This is a genomic window from Streptomyces millisiae (assembly GCF_031845425.1).
GTDB lineage: Bacteria > Actinomycetota > Actinomycetes > Streptomycetales > Streptomycetaceae > Streptomyces > Streptomyces millisiae.
On record NZ_JAVREM010000092.1, the window covers coordinates 1 to 18,410 of the forward strand.

Genomic DNA, 18,410 nt, shown 5'->3' on the forward strand with positions numbered 1-18,410 from the left:
GGGCGGGTGGGTAAAGACCGCGCGGAGGCCGGGGCGCCGCGGAGCGGCCGCCCCGGCCCCCGGGCCACGCTCGCCCTCGCCCGCGCGCAGCGCGCAGCGCGCACCTTCGCCGCGCGCAGCGCGAAAAGGGCGGGTGGGTGGGGAAAACCACCGCGCGGAGCGCCAGCGCACCGCGGGCCCGGCGATGCGCCGTGCGTGGTGGCGTCGCCGTCCCACCCGCGCGGAGCGCCACGGCACCGGCCGCCAGGCCGCTACGCGGGGACCGTCGCGTGGGACATCAGGGCCGTGGCGATCGCGGGGCCGTTCAGCGTCAGGACCGACTCCGGGTGGAACTGCACCGAGACGAAGCCGGGCCCCCGGAGCGCGTGGACCTCGCCCGTCGTCGCGTCCCGGCTCACCGTGACGCCGCGCGCGGCCAGGCCCGCCGCCGAGGCGTCGTCGCAGTGGGCCACGTACGAGTTGTAGAAGCCGACGGTCTCCTCGTGGCCGAAGAGGTCGATCCGTTCCTGCGCGCCCTGGAAGGGGCGCCGTTTGCGGACGAGTTCGAGGCCGAGGTGGGCGGCGACCAGTTCGTGGCCGAGGCAGACGCCGATCACCGAGGTCGGTCCGGCGAGGAGTTCGGTCGTGAGCGGGCGCAGCACCCGCATCTTGGGGTCGGCCTGGTCGCGTGGGTCGCCGGGGCCGGGGCCGAGGAGGACGGGGCCCGGGTGGGCGAGCGCCCGCCGCCGCGCGTCGGGCGCGTCGTAGCGGAGGACGGTGACGCGGGCGCCGGTCGAGCGCAGCAGGTGGGCCAGCATCGAGGTGAACGTGTCCTCGGCGTCGAGCACCAGCACGTCGGGACCGGTCGCGGTCGCGGCCTCGGCGGCGTCCCGCATCCGGAGCCAGAACGGCGCCAGGCCGGCGCGCCGCGCGGCGAGCGCCGCCCGCACGCGCGGGTCGTCGGCGAGCCGGGGGAGCGGCGTTCCGGTGGCGGCCGGCGGGCCGGGGCGTACGCCGAGCGCCGTGAGCACGGCGGCCGCCTTGGCGTGGGTCTCGGCGACCTCGCCGGCCGGGTCGGAGCCGCGCACCAGCGTGGCGCCGACCGGTACCCGCAGCCGGCCGTCGCGCGCGTCGATGTCGGCGGTCCTGATCAGGATCGGCGAGTCCACGCCGTCCGCCGTCAGCAGCGCCAGCGCCCCCGCGTAGTAGCCGCGGCCGCCGTGCTCGTGCCGGTTGATCACCCGGCAGGCGTTCTCCAGCGGGCTGCCGGTGACGGTGGCCGCGAACATCGTCTCCCGCAGCACGTCCCGCACGTCGAGCGTGCTGCGGCCCCTGAGCTCGTACTCGGTGTGCACGAGGTGCGCCATCTCCCGGAGCCGGGGCCCGACGACCACGCCGCCCTGGTCGCCGACGGCGCACATCATCTTCAGCTCCTCGTCGACCACCATCGACAGCTCCTCGGTCTCCTTGCGGTCGTCGAGGAACGCCAGCAGCCCGGCCACGCTCGGGCCCGTCGCCGGGTAGCGGTAGGTGCCGCTGATGGGGTTCATCACCACGGTGTCGCCGCTCATCCGGACGTGCACCTCGGGGCTCGCCCCGACCAGCACCCGGTCGCCGGTGTGCACCACGAAGGTCCAGTACGCGCCGCGCTCGGCGGTCAGCAGCCGGCGGAAGAGGGCCAGCGCGTCGCGCGGCGTGAACCCGTCGATCCGCCCGGTGAAGGTGCGTTTGATCACGAAGTTGGCGCCCTGGCCGGCGCCGATCTCGTGCTCCACCACGTCCGCCACCACGCGCTCGTAGGCCGCGTCGTCGAGGTCGAAGCGGCCGTCGGTGACGGCGACGTGGTGGTCGGGCAGGGCGGCGAGCACCTCGTCGACCGGCAGCTCGCGCACGGTGTCGGGGAGCAGCACGGCGAGCGGGGTGCCGTCGTCGGTGACCTCGAAGCCGCGTTCGGCGAGCTGGCGGAAGGGGACCAGGGCCAGCGCGTGCTCGTGGCGCGGCAGCTCGGCGAGCCGGTCGAGCTGGACGACGGGGCCGGTCAGCAGCTCGACCAGGCCGGGGTCGTGGCCCGGGGTGCGGCGGCGCAGCAGCGCGAACGGGGTGGTGGCGTCGGGGGCGGCGTGGAGGGCGGCCAGGAGGCGCGCGGTGTCGTGCACGGCGGGGTGGTCCCTTCTGCGGGGATCTGCTGGGAGATCGGGAGGGGACGGCCCGCGGAAACGCCGAAGGCCGCCCCTCGGGCGGCCTTCGCGGAGTCTCTGGTGTCGCGCGCGATCAGTGGGCCGCCGGATGAGCGGTCCACCACCAGGAGCTGGTCTGCTGCGCGAACATGTGGGGGACTGTACACCAGGGGGGCCGGTGTCGGGCCCGTCTCATTCCCCGGCCGGGGCCGAAAAGAGGTGGACACCACCCCGTAATGTGGAGCGCGTGAGCGTGAACCCAGACAGCAGCCACCGCACGCCCGCCTGGCGTGACCTTCCCGCGGCCCAGCAGCCCGACTACCCGGACACCGACGCCCTGCGGGCCGTCGTCGCTGACCTGGAGTCCTATCCGCCGCTGGTGTTCGCCGGCGAGTGCGACCAGCTGCGCGCCCGGTTGGGCGCGGTGGCGCGGGGTGAGGCTTTCCTGCTGCAGGGGGGCGACTGCGCCGAGGCGTTCGACCAGGTCGGGGCCGACCAGATCAGGGCGAAGCTGAAGACGCTGCTCCAGATGAGCGCCGTGCTGCAGTACGCGGCGGCGGTGCCGGTGGTGAAGGTGGGCCGGATCGCGGGCCAGTACTCCAAGCCGCGTTCCAAGCCGACGGAGACGCGGGACGGCGTGACGCTGCCGTCCTACCGCGGCGACTCGGTCAACGGCGCGGAGTTCACCGAGGAGGCCCGGGTGCCCGACCCGGAGCGGCTGCGGCGGATGTACCACGCGTCGGCCTCCACGTTGAACCTGGTGCGCGGCTTCACCACGGGCGGCTACGCGGACCTGCGCCAGGTGCACGCCTGGAACCAGGACTTCGTGCGCAACTCGGCGGCCGGCCGGCGCTACGAGGCGCTGGCGCGGGAGATCGACAACGCGCTGAACTTCATGCGGGCCTGCGGCGCGGACCCGGCGGAGTTCCACTCGGTGGAGTTCTACTCCTCGCACGAGGCGCTGCTGCTCGACTACGAGGGCGCCCTGACGAGGACGGACTCGCGTACCGGGCAGCTGTACGACGTCTCGGGCCACATGGTGTGGATCGGGGAGCGGACCCGGCAGCTCGACGGGGCGCACGTCGCGTTCGCGGCCGGCATCCGGAACCCGATCGGCGTCAAGCTGGGGCCGACGACCTCGCCCGAGGAGGCGCTGGCGCTGATCGACCGCCTGGACCCGGAGCGGGAGCCGGGGCGGCTGACGTTCATCACCCGGATGGGCGCGGACAAAATCAGGGACCGGCTGCCCACGCTGGTGGAGAAGGTCACGGCGTCCGGCGCCCAGGTGGCGTGGGTCTGCGACCCGATGCACGGCAACACCTTCGAGGCGGCGTCCGGTCACAAGACGCGGCGCTTCGACGACGTGCTGGACGAGGTCAAGGGCTTCTTCGAGGTCCACAAGGGGCTCGGCACCCACCCGGGCGGCATCCACGTCGAGCTGACCGGCGACGACGTCACCGAGTGCGTGGGCGGCGGGGACGAGATCTTCGTCGACGACCTGCACCAGCGGTACGAGACGGCGTGCGACCCGCGGCTGAACCGCAGCCAGTCGCTCGACCTCGCGTTCCTGGTGGCGGAGATGTACCGGGCGTAGGTGGCGGGAGCCACAGACCCCGGGGTGTCGCCCTCTCCGGGCAGCGGGTAAGGTTAGGTTTACCTCACTTTGCTGTGTCGCTGTTCGGAGGGTTGAAGGTGTACGTCTGCTCGTGCTTCGGCATCACGGAGCGGCAGGTGCGCGAGCGCGCCGCGGCTGGTGCCGTGACGCCGCGGCAGATCGCCTCCGAGTGCAAGGCGGGCACCGACTGCGGCTCGTGCGTGCGGCGCATCCAGTGCATACTCGGCCGCGCCCGCCCGTCGGCCGCGCCGCTCGCTCCACAGGCCCCAGCCACCTCCGTCGCCCCCGCCGCGCTCGACGCGGTGGGGGCGGCCGGCCGGGCCCCGGGCCCGGGCTAGAGGTCCTCGCCCGGCCCGTCGTCCGAGCTGCCCGGCTGCTTGATCTGCTGGGCGATGTAGAGCGGTTCGCCCAGCTTCTCGACGAGTTCCAGCTGGGTGTCGAGGTAGTCGATGTGGTGCTCCTCGTCCTTGAGGATGGCCTCGAAGATCTTGGCCGACGTGATGTCGTGCTTGGCCCGCATCACCTCGATGCCGCGCCGTAGGCGGTCGATGGCCTCGACCTCGATCTGCCGGTCGGCCTGGAACATCTCGGTGACCGTCTGGCCGACCCGCACGTGGAAGAGCCGCTGGTAGTTCGGCAGGCCCTCCAGGAAGATGATGCGGTCGGTCAGGACCTCCGCGTGTCGCATCTCGTCGAACGACTCGGCCCGCGTGTAGGCGGCCAGCTTGGTCCAGCCGAAGTTCTCCTGCATCTTGGCGTGCAGGAAGTACTGGTTGATGGCCGTCAGTTCGGCCGTCAGCTGTTCGTTCAGGAACTCGATGACCTCGGGGTCGCCCTGCATGGCGGCGCGCTCCTTCCCTGGCGTTCGCTCGTCTCCGGCTGACCGGCCGGACCGTCCGCGCATCGTGGCACCGCGCGGGCGATCCGTCCAGTAAGTGAAGGCTTACCGAATTGCGCAGTTCTCGCCGTTTTCGCGGCGGTCGTGGGGTGGCGGTGCGGCCCGTCCCGAGGGGTCTGTCACCATGGAGGCATGGGTCAGCCGGACAACCGAGTGGGGGAGGCGGGGCGGCTGCCCCCCGGTCAGCGACCGCAGCGGGGCTGGCCGGTCACGCACTACGGTCCGGTGCCCCGATTCCGGCCCGAGCGGTGGGAGTTCCGCGTCTTCGGCGCCACCGCGGACGGTGACAAGCACTGCTGGACCCATGAGGAGTTCTCCGCGCTGCCGTACGAGACGGTCGTCGGTGACCTGCACTGCGTCACCAAGTTCAGCATGCTGGGCCAGGAGTGGGGCGGGGTGCGGGCCGCCACCCTCCTCCGGCTCGCGCCGCCGGCGCCCGGGACGACGCACGTGATGGTCTGGGCGGAGTACGGCTACAGCGCCAACCTGCGGCTCTCCGACTTCGACCGGGAGGACGTCGTCTTCGCCACCCACCGGGACGGCGAGCTGCTCACCGCCGAGCACGGCTTCCCACTGCGTCTGGTCGTGCCGCACCTCTACGCCTGGAAGGGCCCCAAGTGGGTGCGGGGCGTGGAGTACATGACGGCCGACCGGCGCGGCTTCTGGGAGGAGCGCGGCTACCACAACGTCGGGGACCCGTGGCGCGAGCAGCGGTACTCCTACCAGGAGGAGCCCGGCGAGGGCCCCGAGCTCTAGGGCGCCTCGCGCAGTGCCTTGAGGCGGGCGACGTCGGCCGCGTGGCCCGGCTGCCGGCCGGGCGTCTCGATCACCAGCGGCACGCCGGCCGTCGCCGGATGGCGCAGCAGCTCGGCGAAGGGCGCGGCGCCGATGTGGCCGGCGCCGATGTTGGCGTGCCGGTCGCGGTGCGCGCCGGCCGGCTCCTTGGAGTCGTTGGCGTGGATCAGCCGGAGCCGCCCAGGGCCGGCGACCTCGGTCAGCTCGGCGAGGGTCGCCGCGACGCCGCCCGGCGCGGCCAGGTCGTGTCCCGCGGCGAAGACGTGGCAGGTGTCGAGGCAGACGCCGAGCCGCGGGTGGCGGTCGAGCGCGTCGAAGTAGGGGCCCAGGTCCTCGATCCGCGCGCAGAGCGAGGCGCCCTGGCCCGCGGTCGGCTCCAGCAGCAGCCACGGGTCGTCGGGGTGGGTCAACTCGTCGAGCAGCGGGAGCAGCAGCCGCCGCACCTGGGCGAGGGCCACCGCCCTGGTGCGCCCGCCGGTGGCCGAGCCGGTGTGCACGACGACGCCGAGCGCGCCGATGGCGCGGGCGCGGCGCAGCGAGTGACGCAGGGACACCACGGAGCGCTCGGCGGTGAGTTCGTCGGCCGAGCCGGGGTTGATCAGGTACGGCGCGTGCACATACGCGGGCAGCCCGGCGTCCGCGCAGGCGACGCGGAACTCCTCGTCCTGGCGCGGGTCTCCCGGCGGCGTCGCCCAGCCGCGCGGGTTGGCGACGAAGACCTGGAGGGTCTCGGCGCCGAGCGCGTGGGCGTAGGGAACGCCGACGGCGGCCAGGCCCCCGGCTACGGGGACATGGCCGCCGATCGGATTGCGTTCGCGATGGAGAGAGCTGCTCACCGACCCAGAATGCCAGGCGGTCGTGGCGAGTTAGCCATCGGCCCGATCAGTAGGGGCCGTTGACGTTGTCGATCGAACCGTAGCGGTGCCAGGCGTAGTTGGCGGCCGCGACGATATTGGCGACGGGGTCGTAGAGGTCATAGGGCGTGCCCTCGACGTGATAGGTGTCGAAGGTCGGCTGAATGACCTGGAGCAGGCCGATGGACGGCGTTCCGTTGATCGCGTTGATGTCCCAGTCGTTCACCGCGTTCGGGTTACCGCTGGATTCCCGCATGATGTTGCGGTAAAGGCCGTCGTAGGTGCCGGGAATTCCGTGGTCGGCCATGATGTCGAGCGCCTCGCGGATCCACCCGTCCAGGTTGTCCGGGTAGGTGGTGGCGGTCGGCTCGGCCACGGGCTCGGCCACCGGCTCGGCGACCGGTTCCGCGACCGGCTCGCTCGCCGGCTCGGAGACCTGGGTGGCCCGCTCGGCGGCGCGGCTCGCGGCCTCCTCCTCGGCGGCGCGGGCCTCGGCGGCCTGGCGCTCGGCCTCGGCCTCCTCCTCGGCCTGGCGCTCGGCGGCGGCCGCGTCCGCGGCGTCCACCACGGCTACCCGCTCGCTCTCGGCCCGGCGCTCGGCCAGCTCGGCGCGTACGGCCTCGGCGCGCGCCTGCGCCTCCTGGTGGGCGTCCTGGCTCGGCTGGGCGGCCGAGTCGGCCCGCTGGCCCGGCACGTCGTCGGCGCGCACGTTCCAGCCCACGTTCTGTGCCTCGTTCGCGCCGGCGGACGCGGGCACCAGGGTCAGCGCGAGGGCGGCCGCGCCACAGGTGGCGAGCGCGGTCGTGGTGGTTCTCTGCAATCGGGTCATGCGGGGCTTGTTGCCTGATGGGGAGGCGCTGGGCTGAGCGGCCATTGCGGGGACCTCGTTCTCTCGCGTGGGGATCGCGGGCGATCGCAGGGATTGCGAGGAACTTGTTAACAGCCTTTAAAAAGCGAATGCAATGACCGCTTGTACTAGCGCCGGTAGTGTTTCTGATAAATGCGCCCACCCCTGCGCGGGCGTGTCGCACGGGTAATTGCCGTGGGGGTTATCCACTAAGCGCTTTCGTATGTGACGTGCGTCCCGTGAGCGGCATCACACGATTGCCGGTATTTCGCTGCGGCAAAGGCGAATAAGGAGAAGGATGCCCGGATTTGGTGTGATTTTATGAGTGATGCCCGTCGTGTCCGGCGGGCACCCCCCTCAGCGCACCCAGATGGTGATGGTCGAGCCGCGCGGCGCGCTGTCCCCGCTGTGCACCGACTGGTTGAAGACCGTTCCGGTGAAGAAGAGCCGGCGCACCGACACCTCGAAACCGGCCTCCTCGAGCGTGTCCCTGGCCTCGTCCTCGTCCATGCCCCGGACGTCGGGCACCACGATCATCTCCGGACCCCTGGAGATGGTCAGCGTGACCGTCTCCCCGGCCGCCGCCGACCGGCCGCCCCGCGGGTCCTGGGCGGCCACCGTGCCCGCCTCCTCCTCGGAGAACACCCGCTCGGACGCGATCTCGACCTCGAGGTCGAGCGCCGCGAGCCGCTGCCGCGCCGCGCTCTCGGTGAGACCCACCACGTCCGGCACCGACAGCTCCTCGCCCCGGCTCACCACCAGGTCGACCGGCGTGTCGGGGCGGCGCTCGGTGCCACTGTCCGGCTCGGTCTCGATCACCGAGCCCCGCGCCACCTCGGTGGAGAACCGCTCCACCACCTCGCCCACGGTCAGCTGCGCGTCCGCCAGCTGCTCCCGCGCCTCGTCCAGCGGGATGCCCCGCAGGTTCGGCACCACGGTGACCGGCGGGCCCTGCGAGACGGTGATGGTCACCGTGTCGTTGCGCCGGACACGGGCCCCGCGCTCGGGGTCGGTGGAGACGACGTGGCCCGGGTCCACGTTCTCCGAGAAGTCCTCCTCGACCCGCACGTCGAGCCCGGCCGCGCGCAGCTCCTCCTCGGCCTCCTCCTGGCTGAGCCCGAGCACCCCGGGCGTCCGCAGGAACTGCCCCGAGTTGACGTACCAGGCGCCGACGCCGATCCCCAGCACCAGCAGCGCGCCCACCACCAGGCTCACCAGGCCACGACGCGAGAGCCCACGGCCCCGGACCACCCCCGGGGGCTCCTCGGGCGGCAGCGGCGGGAGATCGATCCTGGCCGTGTGCGCCACGTCGTCCCGGCCGCCGCCCGCACCGTCCGGCGCGCTCGCCCGCACCCCGGGCGGCAGCGGCACGATCCGGGTACGGTCCTCGGGCCCCACCTCGCCTGGGCCGGCCGCCGCCACCGACGGCGGCGCCGTGTCCAGCTGCGCGTCGCTCAGGCCGGCCCTGGCCGCCCTGACCAGGCCGAGCAGCGCCGCCGCGTCCGCCGGGCGGCCCTCGGGGTCGCGCGAGGCGGCCCGCGCCACCAGCTCGTCGAGGGCGGCCGGCAGCCCGGGCACCGCCGCCGAGGGGGCGGGAACGTCGTGGTTCACGTGCCGGAACAGCACCTGCGCCGGCGAGTCGCCCCGGTGCGGCTTGACGCCGGTCAGCAGCTCGTAGAGCAGCACCCCGCAGGCGTAGACGTCGGTGCGGGCGTCCACCGTGCCGCTCTCGATCTGCTCGGGCGCCAGATAGGAGACGGTGCCGAGCAGCGCCCCGGTGGTCGCCGAGGTCGGCCCCTCCGCGCCCCGCACCAGGCCGAAGTCCGCCACCTTCACCCGGCCGTCGTCGCCGATCAGCACGTTCTCCGGCTTGACGTCGCGGTGCACGAGACCGGCCCGGTGCGCGGCGGCGAGCCCCGCGAGCATCGGCTCGACCACGTCGAGCGCGGCGCGCGGTTGGAGCGCCCCGCGGTCCCGCAGCACGTCCCGGAGGGTGCAGCCGGCGACGTACTCCATCGCCAGGTAGACATAGGGGCCGTCCGTGCCCTGGTCGAGCACGCCCACCACGTTGGGGTGGTCGAGCCGGGCGACGGACCTGGCCTCCCTGATGAACCGCTCGGTGAACGACGCGTCCCCCGCGAGCGAGGGATGCATCACCTTCAGCGCCAGCACCCGGTCGAGCCGGGTGTCGACGGCCCGGTAGACCGTGGCCATGCCGCCGACCGCGATCCGCCGTACGACGCGGTAACGGCCGTCAAGTACATGCCCGATCAGCGGGTCCTGAAGGGTGGTGTCCACGGTCGGTCAGTTTACGAGCCGGCCGACCCGCGCCACCGGCCCACGACGAGGTCGGGGCGGGACTGCAGCCGAACGGTGACCGAACGCGGGACGGCGCGGTTCACCACCCACCGAGGTCGAGGTCGAGCAGCCGGCGGATCTCCACCTCGATCTCCACCCCGAGGGTCGAGTAGCCGAGCTCGACCAGCGCGTCCAGGTCCGCCCCCGCCGTCGCCTCGGCCGCCGCCCGCCAGTGGTCGAGGCTCTCCCGCCGCGCCGCGACCAGGTCGTCGACCAGCCGGGACGCCTCCCCGTACCAGCTGCCCGCCTCCAGCGCGTCGGCCTCGCGCGCCAGCGCGTCCGCCATCTGCCCCGCCCACGCGCGCTGCTCGTCCACCGACGCGTCCTCCAGCGGTTCCCGCGTGATCAGGGCCTCCACGGCGGCGGTGACCTCCAGGTACGCGAGCGCCCTCGGCGTCAGCGCCGCCTCGTCCCCGCGCAGCGAACCACCGGTCAGCTCGCCGCCGTTCACGTCGCCGAGGTAGCACAGCACCTCGCGGTCGCCGTACCGCCAGCCGACCTCCTCCGGGTAGTAGTAGAACCAGCTGACCTCCAGGGGGATGGCCCAGACGTCCAGCACATAGCCGGGCAGCGCCTCGGCGCACCCCACCTCGGCGACGTCGAACAGCGCCTCCTCGCCCGGGTAGGTGAGGCCGAAGTCGCCGTACTGGTCGACGTCGAAGGCGGCGAACATCTCCGACTCGTGCGGGGCGGCGCAGGACAGCACGGTCACGTCGGTCACGCTGTCGAGGCCGGCGCCCGCCGAGAAGCAGTCGCCGACCGCCAGGTCGAACACGGAGGTCTCCCGCCCGGGGTCCTCGGCGGACGGCCCGGACCGCGCCGCCTCGACGCCGGCCCGGTCGCTCCGCCGGTCGTCGTTGAGCGCGACGTAGGAGAAGAGGGACGCGAGTCCCACGATCTGCAGCCCGGCGACGACGATCGCCGCGACGGCCAGCCCTCTGCCGCGCTCCCGGGACTCGACGACGCGCGCCAGGGCGACGATGCCGAGGATCAAGCCGACGGGAAAGAACACGATCGCGCACACCAACGCGACGACGGCCACGCCTGCCACGGCCGCCGGCGGCCGGCCGCCGTACGGCGGCGGCGCCGCCCATGGCCCGACCGGTTGGCCACCGTGGCCCACCACGGGCGGCCACCCGCCGCCGCCGGCCGCGGCGTTCGGAGACACCCAGGGCCCGACGGCCGGCGGCGTGCGGTACGGCTGGCCGCCGGGTGCGGCGGATTCCCTGCCGGTAGGCGGAGCAGTGGCGCCGTCGCCGGCCGCCTGCGGCGGCTTGGGCTCGGCGGCCGGCGGTTCGCCGCCGGGCGCGGTCGGCGCATCGCCGGACGGTGCCTGCGGCGCGGCTCCGCCGGGCGCGGTGGGCTCTTCGCCGGCGGGCGGAGCGACTTCGGCGCCTCCCGCCGGGTGCGGCGCGGTGGTGGGCGGTGTGCCGGATGGCTGGCCGCCGGGCGTGGGGGCGGGGTCGGTCCGGGATGGCGCGGTCGGCTCGTTGCGCGGTGGCGGTGGGGTGTCGGTGCCGGTCGGCGCCTGCGGCGCGCCCCCGCCGGGTGTGGCGGATTCCCTGCCGGTAGGCGGAGCAGTGGCGCCGCCGGCGGCCGCCTGTGGCGGCCACGGCGCGGTGGCCGGCGGTTCGCCGGCAGGCGGAGCCGCTTCGGCGTCTCCCGACGGCTGCGGCCCGGTGGTCGGCCGTTCGCCGCCGGGCGAGGCGGTCGGTCTGCCGTCCGGCCGCGCGGCGGCGGCGTCGGTCGCCGGCGTGGTTGGCGGTTCGCCGCCAGGTGCCGTCGTCATGGATCCCCCCACGAGGACGCGATGTGATTTCCCCCCGGCCCACGTGGCCGGCGTCGATGGCGACGCCCGTGGATCGTATATCAGTGCGAACGATCAGCTCGTGAAAGCCGGACGCTCGGGGTCGAGTTCGGCCATGCCGTCCACCGGCGACGACGCCTCCGCGAAGTGGCGGCGCGGGATGCGGCCGGCCAGGAAGGCCAGGCGGCCGGCCGCCACCGCGTGCCGCATGGCCTCCGCCATCAGGACCGGGCGGCGGGCCCGTGTCACCGCCGAGGCCAGCATCACGCCGGCGCAGCCGAGTTCCATCGCCAGCGCCGCGTCCGAGGCCGTGCCGGCGCCCGCGTCCAGGATCACCGGGACGCCGGCCCGCTCGGTGATCAGCTGGAAGTTGTGCGGGTTGCGGATGCCGAGGCCCGAGCCGATCGGCGAGCCGAGCGGCATGACGGCCGCGCAGCCGGCGTCCTCCAGGCGGCGCGCCAGCACCGGATCGTCGTTGGTGTACGGCAGCACCGTGAAGCCGTCGTCCACCAGCGTCTCCGCCGCCTCCAGGGTGCCCACCGGGTCCGGCAGCAGCGTGCGCTCGTCCGCGACGACCTCCAGCTTGATCAGGTCGGTGCCCAGCGCCTCCCGCGCGAGGCGCGCGGTGAGCACGGCCTCGCCCGCCGTGTGGCAGCCGGCGGTGTTCGGCAGCGGCCGGATGCCGAGCTCGTCGAGCACCGAGAGCACCGAGCCGCGCACCCCCGGGTCCAGGCGCCGCATGGCGACCGTGGTCAGTTCGGTGCCGGACGCGACCAGCGCGTCCCGCAGCACCGCGAGGCTCGGCGCCCCGCCGGTGCCCATGACGAGCCGCGAGGAGAGCCGCAGCCCGCCGATGACCAGCGGATCCTTCGCTTCGGGTACGTCGGGCATGTCAGCCTCCCTGGACGGCGGTCAGCACCTCGACGCGGTCGCCGGCGGCCAGCTCCGTGGCCGCCCACCGCCCGCGCGGGACGACGGTCTCGTTGACGGCGGCGGCGATGCCGCTCGGCGCCGTGCTCAGCTCGGCCACCAGCGCGGCGAGGGTGGTGCCGGCCGGCACCTGCCGCGCGGTGCCGTTCACGCTGACGGACAAGCTGACTGACAACCGGTCGCTCACGCCGGCACCTCCCGGGTCTCGGTCGCGAACCGCCCGGCGGTGAACGGGCGGGCATAGTCCGGCAGTTCGCCGGTGGTCAGGGACTCGGCGAGCGCCTCGCCGGTGATGGGGGTCAACAGCACCCCGTTGCGGCCGTGTCCGGTGGCCAGTTGTAGTCCTTCGAGGCCGCTGGGACCGAGCAGCGGGGCGTTGTCCGGGGTGGCCGGCCGCAGCCCGGCCAGCGTCTCGACCAGCGGCAGTTCGGTGATGCCCGGCAGCAACTCGTGCGCGTCGCGCAGCAGCTGGTACACGCCGCCGGCCGTCACCGTCGTGTCGAAGCCCAACTCCTCGGTCGTCGCGCCGATCACCAGCTCGCCGCTGAGCCTCGGCACCAGGTACACCTGGGCGCCGCGGACCACGGCGCGCACCGTGCGGGAGAGGAACGGCGCGTAGCCGGGCGGGATCCGAAGCCGCACCACCTGCCCCTTGACCGGCCGCACCGGCACCCGCGCCCGCAGCTCGGGCGGCAGGCCGGCGAGTTCGCCGCTGCGACAGCCGGCGGCCAGCACCGTCTGCCCGGCGCCGAGCCGGTCGCCGCCGGCCAGCACCACCCCGGTGGCCCGGTCCCCGACCACCGTCAACTCCCGCGCCTCGTCCCGGTGGAAGACCACCCCGGCGCGCTCGCAGGCGGTGCGCAGCGCGGCCGCGAGCCGCCGCGGGTCGGTCTGGTGGTCGCCGTCGACCCGGAGACCGCCGCGCACCCCGGGCGCCAGCATCGGTTCGAGACGCCGGCACTCGCGGCCCGTCAACCAGCTGGCCGCCAGTCCGCAACGCCGCCGCAGCAGCTCCAACTCCCGCAGCTCCGCCCGATCGTCGGCGTCGAGCGCCACCTGGAGCGTGCCGCAGTCGCGGTAGCCGATGTCCGCGCCCGCCGCCTCGGTCAGCTCGGCCGCGAACGCCGGATAGCGCGCCGCCGACGCCAGGTTGAGGTCGAGCAGCGCCTCCTCGCCGTGGTGCAGCTCGGTGACGGCCGCCAGCATCCCGGCGGCCACCCACGCCGCGCCACGGCCCGGCTCGGGGTCGACCACCGCCACCCGCAGGCCGCGCCCGGCCGCCCGCCAGGCGGTGACCAGGCCGATGACGCCGCCGCCGACCACCAGCACGTCGGCACGGTCCTCGGTGTGGGGCATGGCATGGGGGCCCATGCGACTCCTCCCTTCGCCGGCATGACCCGGATCAGGTTCATACGGTCGGAGGCCGGACAGCCTCCCTCTCAGCCCGGTCCGCCCGGGCTCCCGTGGGTGCGGTTGTTCGCCAAGCCTAGTACCGGGGCCCCGCCGGGGCCCAGCCGGCCGGCTACGCCGGTGCCGCGCCCCACGGCGGCGACCTCGTGGCCCTCCCAGCGGAGCGCCTACGCTTGCCGGCGTGAGCGGACGACGAGTCGTGGTGGTGGGGGCCGGCCTGGCCGGCGTGCAGACGGTGGTCGAACTGCGCGGGCAGGGCTGGGACGGCGCCGTCACGCTGCTCGGCGCCGAGCGCCACCAGCCCTACGACCGGCCGCCGCTGTCCAAGGCCGCGCTGCTCGCCCCGGACGACGAGTCCGCGCTGCACGCCGCCGCGCTGGACATCGACTTCGCCGAGCTCGACGCCGAACTGCTGCTCGGCCGGGCCGCCACCGGGCTCGACGCCGCCGGGCGGCGCCTGCACACCGACGCCGGCCCCCTCGACTACGACCACCTGGTGCTGGCCACCGGCGCCGAACCCGTCACCCTGCCCGGCACCCGCGACGTGCCCGGCGTCCACCTGCTGCGCACCCTCGACGACGCCCGCGCCCTGCGTCCCGTGCTCGCCGCCCGTGGCAGCGTGGTGGCGGTGGGCGCCGGCTGGATCGGCGCCGAGGTCGCCACGGCTGCCGCCGCGGCCGGCTGCCGGGTGACCGTCGTGGAGGCCGCCCACCACCCGCTGCCCGGCGCGCTGCCGCCCGAGATCACCGAGCCCATGCGCCGCTGGTACGCCGCGGCCGGCGCCGAGCTGCGCACCGGCCAGCGGGTGACGGCCGTCAGGTCCGGCGAGGTCGAGCTCGCGGACGGCACGGTGCTCGGCGCCGACGCCGTGCTGGTCGGCGTCGGCTCCCGCCCCGCCACCGGCTGGCTGGCCGGCTCCGGCGTCGAGCTGGCCCCCGACGGCTCCGTCAGCGCGGACGCCGGCCTGCGCACCGGCGTGCCCGACGTGTACGCCGTCGGCGACTGCGCCTCCTACCCCTCCGCCCGCTACGGCCGGCGGCTGCTCGTCCACCACTGGGACAACGCGCTGCAGGGCCCACGCACCGTCGCCGCCGGCATCCTCGGCGCAACCGCCGTCCACGACCCGGTGCCGTACTTCTGGTCCGAGCAGTTCGGCCGCCACGTGCAGTACGCCGGCCGGCGCGGCGAGGGCCCGGCAGCCGGCGAGGAGACGCTGGTCACCCGGGGCGACCCGGCAGGCGACGGGCCCTGGGCGGCCTGCTGGCTGGATCCCGCCGGCCGTCTCGTCGCCGTCCTCGCCGTCGACCAACCGCGCGACCTCACCCAGGGCCGCCGGCTCGTCGAGCGCGGCACCCCGCTCGACGCGCGGCTGCTGGCCGACCCGTCCGTACCACTGAAGGCCGCCGTGCGCTGACGGTTGTCGGTGCGAGATGGCAGGCTGGAGACGTGACCGAGATTGATGCGAAGATCGACGCTCTCGTCCCCGCCTGGCTCACCCTCCCCGACATCGCCGAGGAACTCGGCGTCGAGGTGACCCGCGTCCGGCAGCTGGTCAAGGAGGGCCAGCTGATCGCCGTGCGCCGGGGCGAGAACCGCGTTCTCCAGGTGCCGTCCGCGTTCATCGGGGACGGCAAGATCGTCAAGGGCCTGGGCGGCACGCTCACGCTGCTGCGGGACGACGGCTTCTCCGACGAGGAGATGCTGGAGTGGCTGTTCACCCCCGACGACAGCCTGCCTGGCACCCCGGCCGAGGCCCTGCGGAACAATCGGGGGACCGAGGTGAAGCGCCGGGCGCAGGCGCTCGCCGTGTGACGACCGGCCGGCGGCCGGCCCGCCCGGGCCGGCCGCCGCGCCACGACCGAGGGGGATCCCCGGATGACCAGGACGAGCGCGCTCGCCGACGCCCGGCTCTACCTGTGCACCGACGCCAGGAAGCGCCAGGGCGACCTGCCCGAGTTCCTCGACGCCGTGCTGGCCGGCGGCGTGGACATCGTGCAGCTGCGCGACAAGAGCCTGGAGGCCGCCGAGGAGCTCGAACTGCTGGCCGTGCTGGCCGCCGCCTGCCGGCGGCACGGCAGGCTGCTCGCCGTCAACGACCGGGCCGACGTCGCCCACGCCGCCGGCTCCGACGTGCTGCACCTGGGCCAGGGCGACCTGCCGGTGCCGGCGGCTCGCGCCATCCTCGGCGACGGCGTCCTCATAGGCCGCTCCACCCACGAGCCCGCCCAGGTGGACGCCGCCCTCGCCGACCCGGCCGTCGGCTACTTCTGCACCGGACCCTGCTGGCCGACGCCCACCAAGCCAGGCCGGACCGCGCCCGGGCTGCCGCTCGTCGAGTACGCGGCGGCCAGGGCCGGCGCCAAGCCCTGGTTCGCGATCGGCGGCATCGACGCCACCACCCTCGACCAGGTGCTCGACGCCGGGGCGCGCCGCGTCGTCGTGGTGCGCGCCCTGACGGAGGCGCCGGACCCGGGCGAGGCCGCCGCGACGCTGTCCCGCCGGCTGCGCGAGCGCGCGTAGGCGCGCCCGGGGCCCCGCGCGCTCCGGCCGGCCGTCCGCGTTCCGGACACGGGGCTGTCGATCCCGGTCGCGCTGGGTAGCCTGCGAGCATGGCCCTTGGCATTCCCAGCACGATGACGGACCGCGCGGAGACCGTCCGTGACCTGCTGTCCGCCGGTGAGCGGTCGTTCTCCTTCGAGTTCACCCCGCCCAAGACCGAAGCGGGCGAGCGCACCCTGTGGAACGCCATCCGGCGGGTCGAGGCGGTCGCGCCCACGTTCGTCTCCGTCACCTACGGCGCGGGCGGCAGCTCGCGCGAGCGCACCGTGCTGGCCACCGAGCGGATCGCCACCGAGACCACCCTCACCCCCGTCGCCCACCTCACGGCCGTCAACCACTCGGTCGCCGAGCTGCGCAACATCATCGGCCAGTACGCCGGCGCCGGCATCCGCAACATGCTGGCGCTGCGCGGCGACCCGCCGGGTGATCCGATGGGGGAGTGGCGGCGGCACCCGGAGGGCGTGACCTACGCGGCCGAACTCGTCAGCCTCATCAAGGAGTCGGGGGACTTCTGCGTCGGCGTGGCCGCCTTCCCCGAGATGCACCCACGCTCCACCGACTGGGAGAGTGATGTTCGGCACTTCGTCAACAAGTGCCGGGCGGGCGCCGACTTCGCCATCACCCAGATGTTCTTCCACGCCGAGCACTATCTCCGGCTGCGCGACCGGGTCGCCGCCGCAGGCTGCGACGTCCCGATCATTCCGGAGATCATGCCGATCGCCAACGTCCGCCAGATCGAGCGCTTCAAGCAGCTCAGCAACAGCACCTTCCCGCCGGAGCTGGAAAAAGCCATCCTCGCGGTCAAGGACGACCCGATGGCTGTACGCTCGGTCGGGATCGATTTCGCCACGGAGTTGTGTGCGAGGCTGATGGACGAGGACATCCCTGGGCTGCACTTCGTCACGCTGAACACCACACTGCACTCGACGGCGACGCTTGACGTCTACAAGAATCTGGGTCTGCACCAGCGGACCTAGATGCCTGCCAGAAGGGGCGTACATGGGCTGGGCGGTCCTCTACATCGCATTCGGGGTCGTCGCCCTCTGGCTGCTAGGCGAGGTTCTTCTCCAGTACAAGGCGCGCCTGCGCTGGCGGTTGGTGGCCTTCTTCGGCTTCCTGCTCGTGGTGCTCGGCGTGCTGATGCCCTCGGTCCCGGTGATCGCTCTCGGCACCATCGCCTTCGCCACCGGGCAGACGTTCGTCACGCTGTCCTTCCGGCGCGGCTTCTCCACCGGTTGGGCGCTGGGCGGCGGCGCGGGCGGCAGCCGACGCCGCCGCGAGGTGGGCGGCCCGGACGACGCGGCGCCCGAGCTGCCGCCCGCCCCGCCGGCCGAACTGCCGCGCGCCGACACCCCGGTGGAGGGCGTGCCGGCCCTCGAACCCACGACCGTCGGCTACGACGGCGGCTTCCCGACCGACGGCGCCCAGCAGGCGGCGGAGCAGGGCTACGGCGAGCAGCACTCCTACCAGGAGCCCTACCAGCAGGACGCCTACGCGGTCGGCGGCGACGAGATATACGGCGACCAGACCGGCCAACCGGTCGGAGCCGGCTACCAGGACTACTACCAGCAGCAGGGCTACGGCTACGCGCAGCCCGAGCAGCAGCCGTACGCCGACGCCACCGAGAGCTACGCGGCGTACTCCGGCGACCAGTACGCCGACTACTCGGCCACCCAGGCCTTCCCCGCCACCGACGGCCAACCCACCGCCCAGGCCGACGCGTACCCCACCACGTACACCACCGGCTACGCCACCGACCAGTGGTCGTCGAACGGCACCGGCGACGGAAACTCCTACTACCAGGAGACCCCGCCCGGCGGCGTCTGGGTCCCCCAGCAACGCGACGCGCCGAACCCCACCGACGCGGGCTACGACTACCAGGCCCAGCAACAGCCCGGCGCCTACCCCCAACAGGACGGCTACGACCCCACCACCGGCTACTACTACAACAACGACCAACGCTACTGACCGACCGAGGCCGGCCCACCCACCCCGCCCCGGGCGCGGAGCGGGCCTCGCGCGGAGCGGTCTCGCGCGGGAGCGCGCCGGCTGTGCCGCTTCGCGCGCAGCGCGCGTGTGGGGGAGCGGAACCATACCGAGTCCCCCGACACGGCCACCTCCCCGCCGTGCGGCGGGCCCTGTCCGCGCGCCGCGCGGAGCGGCCTCGCGCGGAGCGCGAGA

Annotated in this window: 18 protein-coding genes and 1 riboswitch; of the genes, 8 read left to right on the forward strand and 10 right to left on the reverse strand. The window is 74.2% G+C overall.

Going from position 1 to position 18,410, the window contains the following annotated elements:
* Positions 1–251 precede the first annotated feature (251 nt).
* Positions 252–2,135, reverse strand: coding sequence for an anthranilate synthase family protein (locus RNC47_RS33330; RefSeq protein ID WP_311604296.1), 1,884 nt, complete (start codon positions 2,133–2,135; stop codon positions 252–254).
* 115 nt (positions 2,136–2,250) lie between these two features.
* Complete coding sequence (locus RNC47_RS37710) at positions 2,251–2,352, reverse strand: trp operon leader peptide (RefSeq protein ID WP_387088410.1); 102 nt, start codon at positions 2,350–2,352, stop codon at positions 2,251–2,253.
* Positions 2,353–2,394: 42 nt separating this feature from the next.
* On the opposite strand from RNC47_RS37710, the gene RNC47_RS33335 reads away from it, so the two are divergent.
* Both RNC47_RS33335 and RNC47_RS33340 read left to right on the forward strand, forming a co-directional pair.
* A complete protein-coding gene (locus tag RNC47_RS33335; RefSeq protein WP_387088412.1) occupies positions 2,395–3,750 on the forward strand; it encodes a class II 3-deoxy-7-phosphoheptulonate synthase in 1,356 nt (451 codons plus the stop codon).
* A 74-nt stretch (positions 3,751–3,824) separates the two neighbouring features.
* Complete coding sequence (locus RNC47_RS33340) at positions 3,825–4,109, forward strand: (2Fe-2S)-binding protein (RefSeq protein WP_394814937.1); 285 nt, start codon at positions 3,825–3,827, stop codon at positions 4,107–4,109.
* Here the strand turns inward: RNC47_RS33340 and bfr are convergent.
* Positions 4,106–4,612: a bacterioferritin gene (gene bfr / locus RNC47_RS33345; RefSeq protein ID WP_311604299.1), complete on the reverse strand. Its 507-nt coding sequence runs from the start codon at positions 4,610–4,612 to the stop codon at positions 4,106–4,108. The two genes, RNC47_RS33340 and bfr, sit on opposite strands and share 4 nt — an antisense overlap.
* A 189-nt stretch (positions 4,613–4,801) precedes the next feature.
* Here bfr and RNC47_RS33350 point away from each other — a divergent pair, with 189 nt between their 5' ends.
* Positions 4,802–5,425 carry a sulfite oxidase-like oxidoreductase gene (locus RNC47_RS33350; RefSeq protein ID WP_311604301.1) on the forward strand — a complete coding sequence of 208 codons (624 nt, stop codon included), beginning with the start codon at positions 4,802–4,804 and terminating at the stop codon, positions 5,423–5,425.
* On the opposite strand, the gene RNC47_RS33355 is transcribed toward RNC47_RS33350, so the two are convergent.
* The 7 genes from RNC47_RS33355 to thiO form a co-directional block, all read right to left on the reverse strand.
* On the reverse strand, positions 5,422–6,300 hold the full coding sequence (locus RNC47_RS33355) for a deoxyribonuclease IV (protein WP_311604303.1): 879 nt from the start codon (positions 6,298–6,300) through the stop codon (positions 5,422–5,424). The genes RNC47_RS33350 and RNC47_RS33355 overlap by 4 nt on opposite strands.
* A gap of 46 nt (positions 6,301–6,346) precedes the next feature.
* Positions 6,347–7,147, reverse strand: coding sequence for a transglycosylase SLT domain-containing protein (locus RNC47_RS33360; RefSeq protein ID WP_311604304.1), 801 nt, complete (start codon positions 7,145–7,147; stop codon positions 6,347–6,349).
* A 375-nt stretch (positions 7,148–7,522) separates the two neighbouring features.
* Positions 7,523–9,463 carry a Stk1 family PASTA domain-containing Ser/Thr kinase gene (gene pknB / locus RNC47_RS33365; RefSeq protein WP_311604306.1) on the reverse strand — a complete coding sequence of 647 codons (1,941 nt, stop codon included), beginning with the start codon at positions 9,461–9,463 and terminating at the stop codon, positions 7,523–7,525.
* Between the two features lie 100 nt (positions 9,464–9,563).
* Positions 9,564–10,565, reverse strand: coding sequence for a DUF4190 domain-containing protein (locus RNC47_RS33370; protein ID WP_311604307.1), 1,002 nt, complete (start codon positions 10,563–10,565; stop codon positions 9,564–9,566).
* 840 nt (positions 10,566–11,405) lie between these two features.
* Positions 11,406–12,221 carry a thiazole synthase gene (locus tag RNC47_RS33375; RefSeq protein WP_311604308.1) on the reverse strand — a complete coding sequence of 272 codons (816 nt, stop codon included), beginning with the start codon at positions 12,219–12,221 and terminating at the stop codon, positions 11,406–11,408.
* Between the two features lies 1 nt (position 12,222).
* Positions 12,223–12,447 carry a sulfur carrier protein ThiS gene (thiS, locus tag RNC47_RS33380; RefSeq protein WP_394814938.1) on the reverse strand — a complete coding sequence of 75 codons (225 nt, stop codon included), beginning with the start codon at positions 12,445–12,447 and terminating at the stop codon, positions 12,223–12,225.
* Complete coding sequence (thiO, locus tag RNC47_RS33385) at positions 12,444–13,631, reverse strand: glycine oxidase ThiO (RefSeq protein WP_311604310.1); 1,188 nt, start codon at positions 13,629–13,631, stop codon at positions 12,444–12,446. The genes thiS and thiO overlap by 4 nt, the downstream gene beginning before the upstream one ends.
* Positions 13,622–13,735: riboswitch (TPP riboswitch) on the reverse strand. It overlaps the preceding gene by 10 nt.
* A gap of 116 nt (positions 13,736–13,851) precedes the next feature.
* Between thiO and RNC47_RS33390 the strand changes: the two genes are divergently transcribed.
* The 5 genes from RNC47_RS33390 (at position 13,852) to RNC47_RS33410 (ending at position 18,197) form a co-directional block, all read left to right on the forward strand.
* Positions 13,852–15,084 (forward strand): NAD(P)/FAD-dependent oxidoreductase, encoded by a 1,233-nt coding sequence (locus tag RNC47_RS33390; RefSeq protein ID WP_311604311.1) that lies wholly within the window; start codon positions 13,852–13,854, stop codon positions 15,082–15,084.
* 32 nt (positions 15,085–15,116) lie between these two features.
* On the forward strand, positions 15,117–15,482 hold the full coding sequence (locus RNC47_RS33395; protein WP_311604313.1) for an Rv2175c family DNA-binding protein: 366 nt from the start codon (positions 15,117–15,119) through the stop codon (positions 15,480–15,482).
* A gap of 63 nt (positions 15,483–15,545) precedes the next feature.
* On the forward strand, positions 15,546–16,190 hold the full coding sequence (thiE, locus tag RNC47_RS33400) for a thiamine phosphate synthase (RefSeq protein ID WP_311604314.1): 645 nt from the start codon (positions 15,546–15,548) through the stop codon (positions 16,188–16,190).
* 89 nt (positions 16,191–16,279) lie between these two features.
* Complete coding sequence (gene metF / locus RNC47_RS33405; protein WP_311604316.1) at positions 16,280–17,206, forward strand: methylenetetrahydrofolate reductase [NAD(P)H]; 927 nt, start codon at positions 16,280–16,282, stop codon at positions 17,204–17,206.
* A 22-nt stretch (positions 17,207–17,228) separates the two neighbouring features.
* A complete protein-coding gene (locus tag RNC47_RS33410) occupies positions 17,229–18,197 on the forward strand; it encodes a hypothetical protein (RefSeq protein ID WP_311604318.1) in 969 nt (322 codons plus the stop codon).
* Positions 18,198–18,410 lie beyond the last annotated feature (213 nt).